At 43.9% G+C, this 4,070-nt stretch carries 2 protein-coding genes and 1 pseudogene; all 3 read left to right on the plus strand.

Going from position 1 to position 4,070, the window contains the following annotated elements; all coding sequences use genetic code 11:
* Positions 1 to 199 precede the first annotated feature (199 nt).
* The 3 genes and pseudogenes from QZ506_RS04375 (at position 200) to QZ506_RS04385 (ending at position 3,903) form a co-directional block, all read left to right on the plus strand.
* Positions 200 to 331, plus strand: a complete 132-nt coding sequence (locus tag QZ506_RS04375) for a hypothetical protein (protein ID WP_291969336.1) — start codon at positions 200 to 202, stop codon at positions 329 to 331.
* Positions 332 to 400: 69 nt separating this feature from the next.
* Positions 401 to 3,595, plus strand: a complete 3,195-nt coding sequence (locus QZ506_RS04380) for a methyltransferase regulatory domain-containing protein (RefSeq protein WP_291969337.1) — start codon at positions 401 to 403, stop codon at positions 3,593 to 3,595.
* Positions 3,588 to 3,903 (plus strand): annotated as a pseudogene (locus QZ506_RS04385) (IS1 family transposase). Before QZ506_RS04380 ends, QZ506_RS04385 begins: the two are co-directional and overlap by 8 nt.
* The last annotated feature ends 167 nt before the right edge of the window (positions 3,904 to 4,070 follow it).

Genomic DNA, 4,070 nt, shown 5'->3' on the forward strand with positions numbered 1-4,070 from the left:
GCGCTGCTTTAGGGCCTTGTTATAAGAGGGCCAGTTGGTGATTTTAAAATTTTGTTTTGCCATGGAGACCTGATTTTGAAACAACTGTGGTGATCTGCTCCGATGATTACCCAAAAGTTCTATTTATTCAACAAAGCCCAGTTTTGGTTGAAAATGCTTGTCATCTCAGGTGTACACTTTTCTCATGAGGCCTAACTGCATGATTTTACGTTGCGAGGATCCGTCGTTTCGCTGGGCTGCCAGCATAAAATCTATTTATTCAACAAAGCCGTTTAAAAGCACAAGTTTTTATTTTTTTACGTTAGTGCCGGATAAACGGCCAGAAGAATAACGTCCTTGCTGGATTGTGTGTGTACCAAGGTTGATAGTCTACAGATTGGTTTAATTGGGAGTTGGTCAAATGGCGGCTTTAGACAGTAAGTTGGACAACAAGAACAATAGTGACGTAAAGAACACCACGTCTGAGGACATTGTTCCAACCCCAATGGAGCGAGTCTATGGTTCTGTTGAACATATTCGGGCTGTTTCGTGGCTGTACGGCATTGACACTGTGCCTGCTGAATATTCGCGTACTTTAGTGCTTGGGTGTGAAGACGGATTAAACTTACTGCCTTTTGCCTCCGCTTACCCTTCTGCACAGATCGTTGGGGTCGAATTAGCATCAGAGTATCTCCCTAAAAAACAGAAAAATGCAGATATCCTGTTGCCGACCAACCTACATCTTTACAGTTTGTTTCTGGAGGCATTACTGGGCAACTCGTGGGAGAATTTTGATTACATCATTGTTCAGGGGAGCTTTTCTCTGCTTGCCAATGAGGTGACCGATCTCTTGCTGGCGTTTTTTCAACAAAAATTGAGTGCGAAAGGCATTATTGCTCTAGATAGGTTTTGCCATCCCAGAGCTAAATACATGGAGGCACTACGCGATGCGATTCAGCTTCACAGTTGTCGGGGGGAAATTTTAACCGAGCAAGTCGCGCAGGGAAAAGCGATGTTGTCTTGGCTTAATCAGGTATCACCGATGTCAATTGCTACCGAAAGCAGCCTTGGCTTACCGCTGAAGAAAGCGAATGTACTGTCAGACGATTTATTCATACACTATTTTCTGGAAAGCAAAAACGAATCCAGTTATTTAGTCGAATTTAATAACCGTATCGAAAATTGCGGTTTGGCCTACGTGGGTGATGCGAGGCCTGAAACAGAAACGCCCGATTTTTACAATAAAGCGTTAGATGAGCGGTGGCAGGATGTCGCCTTTGGATGTGGAAGGGTGATGGGTCAACAATATTTGGATATTGCAGTAAATCGTAGTCAGCGTTTTAGTTTATTGGTATCGCAGAGTAGGGCTCCAAAAGTATCTGAACAGGTTGATTATTCCCGATTGGCGGATATGCTTTGGGCTGGAGGGTTCCGCCGTCAGACTTCCGATCTTCGTGTTATTCATAACTTGCTCGCCAGTCATGATGGTGTCGCTGTTTCTACAGACAATATTCTGACGATGTGTATCCTTGACACCCTCGGAGATGCTTGGCCGTATAGTGTCAGCTTTGACCAACTCGTCTTTCATTGTCGATTGCCAGATGATGATCCAGAATCGCCTTTTTCGGCCGATCTTGAGAAGAAAATAATCAATGCCCTGAAAGCGTTGCTGAATAAAGGCATCTCAAGCCTCCATTTTCAGTTGGACAAAGATCGCCACAGTTTGTGCAATGAGCACCAAGTTGCAGCTAGCGAGAGTGTTAAGCTCCAGTTGCAGAGTGCGTCAGGATCGCTGTCTGTGATTAATCTGTGGCAAGAAGTGGTGGTGCTTACTGAAGAAGAACGGGAACAACTGTTACTTCCAAGCTTAACTCTTACAGCAACCAACCGAACGTTGGTTGACAGCCTGCACCATAAAGGTGTGTTAAACGCATCTGCACTGGGCTGGAAACGCTATTATCAACAGGTCGCGCGCAATGCAGAATTGTTTGATCTTAATCGAGTACCTTGTGCGTTATTACTGTTCTCCAGCGATGTTTCTGCAGGGGGATTCTATACTCGCACCTTTGAACTCTTGGCCAATGAAACAGACACAAACGCTGCGAATCAGGATGAAGACTCGATAGATGGTGAGTTGGTTGTTGAAATCAATAGTCTTCTGATTAAAAGTAAAAATGAAAAAGCGATCGCGCTGGTAGAGCATGAACGAGAGCGACTTCTGAAAACAATAAATGGTTGTTATTATTTATCACGATGTTATCGGCGGGTTGAGGATGATGCATCAACTGCACTGATGCTAACGCGTATATTATCTTATAAGTCAACGAGTTTATTTGTTTATTCAGAGTTGGCGATGGCGCTCTACCAACACCGAGTGTTTTGGACTGTAGGGCGGTTAGACCGTGCAATTTTGCGCTGTAACCGGAAAAGCTCTCCAGATTGGTTTTTGCTTGGACTCTTACATAAAGAGAGTAAAACATTAGATCATGCCGAATACTGTACACGACAGGCGATGGCATTAGTGCCGAATAGTCAGCAAATCGTTGGTCTATTGGGGGGATGCCTTTGCGAACAGGCAAAGACTGATGAGGGAATTGCGTTTCTACGTAAAGCGATAAGAGATCCAATTTCTGATTATTATGTCTACAGCCAATTGGCATTTATTCTTTCTCACAGTAAAAATGCGACGGCCCAAGAGGTTATGGATTGTCATTTGGCCTATGCCAAAGGAGAAATGGCATGGGCAGCGCATCAGACGTTCGAAGGTTATCGACCTCTCGACAAATATCTCGATAGGAAACTGCGTATCGGTTTTGTATCTGGTGACCTTAGAGATTGGCATCCAGTGGTTTTTTTTTTCACACCGATTTGGGACAAGTTAGATCGGAAACAGTTTGAATTATACTGCTACAACAACAGCCCATCTTATTTGCGTAATGCGGGTACGGATCACTTCGAAGCAACCGCAGATGCCTGGCGAGATATTCAACATGTCAACCCAATTGAATTAGCCGAGATGGTAAAGATGGATAAGATTGATATATTGATCGATCTTTCTGGGCATACCGGTTACAACTGGTTAAGCACCTTTGCTTTAAAACCCGCGCCGATACAAATTTCTTGGGTCGGTTATCATGCTACCACGGAATTGCCTGTAATGGATTATCACGCAACTATTTTCCCTGTTGCGAAAGATCCCATGATTGAGGCGCAATTTACGGAAAAATTGATCTACCTTTCTTTGCCAAATAGTTTTGACAACAAGGAATCCACGATACCTGTCAACCCATTGCCTGCACTTAAGAACGGCTATTTCACCTTTGGCAGTTTCAATCGCCCGAATAAGGTCAATGATGATGAGTTAGATGCGTGGGCGGAGATATTAAAACGCGTTCCAACGTCAAGAATGCGTATTGGCAACATGCCGAGCGCTATTTGGGCTCACATTCTTGAGAACTTGCACCGCCGAGGTATTGATATCAATCGAGTTAAGCTATTTGAAAACATGAGCTTAGCACATTATTTTCAGGCGCATAATGACGTCGATTGGTCGTGTATTCAATATGTTGATTGCAGTGTGAAATGTCCGGTTTTGGATGTGGAATACAGTGGCTAAAGTTGATGTAAGATGCCCGTTTTGTGAACAGACATCTCCTGTGAAAAAACACGGTTACGACAAAAGTGGCCATCAGCGTTACCGTCGTCAGTCATGCAAACACGGATGGCTACAGGGCTTACAACGACGAACTTCCAAAAGTAAAGCACATTGTTAGCAATCTGTATACACGGCGTATTGAGCGTGCACATCTGACACTGCGTAACCGATTGCAACGGCTCAATCGCAAGACGCTCGGATATTCAAAATCATCCGAAATGCACGATAGGATCATCGGTACTTACATAGAACGCGGCTTTGTTGAATAAATAGATTTTATGCTGTCAGCCCAGTGAAACGACGGATCCTCACAACGTAAAATCGGCTTTGTTGAATAAATAGATTTTATGCTGGCAGCTCAGTGAAACGACGGATCATCGCAACGTAAAATCATGCAGTTAGGCCTCATGAGAAAAGTGTACACCTGAGATGACAA

It is taken from the genome of Candidatus Symbiopectobacterium sp. (assembly GCF_020054415.1).
GTDB lineage: Bacteria > Pseudomonadota > Gammaproteobacteria > Enterobacterales > Enterobacteriaceae > Symbiopectobacterium.

What these genes read in the sequence shown, in the direction of transcription:
- QZ506_RS04375 (WP_291969336.1), top strand. Translation starts at nt 200, where the DNA reads ATGATTTTACGTTGCGAGGATCCGTCGTTTCGCTGGGCTGCCAGCATA.
- QZ506_RS04380 (WP_291969337.1), top strand. Translation starts at nt 401, where the DNA reads ATGGCGGCTTTAGACAGTAAGTTGGACAACAAGAACAATAGTGACGTA.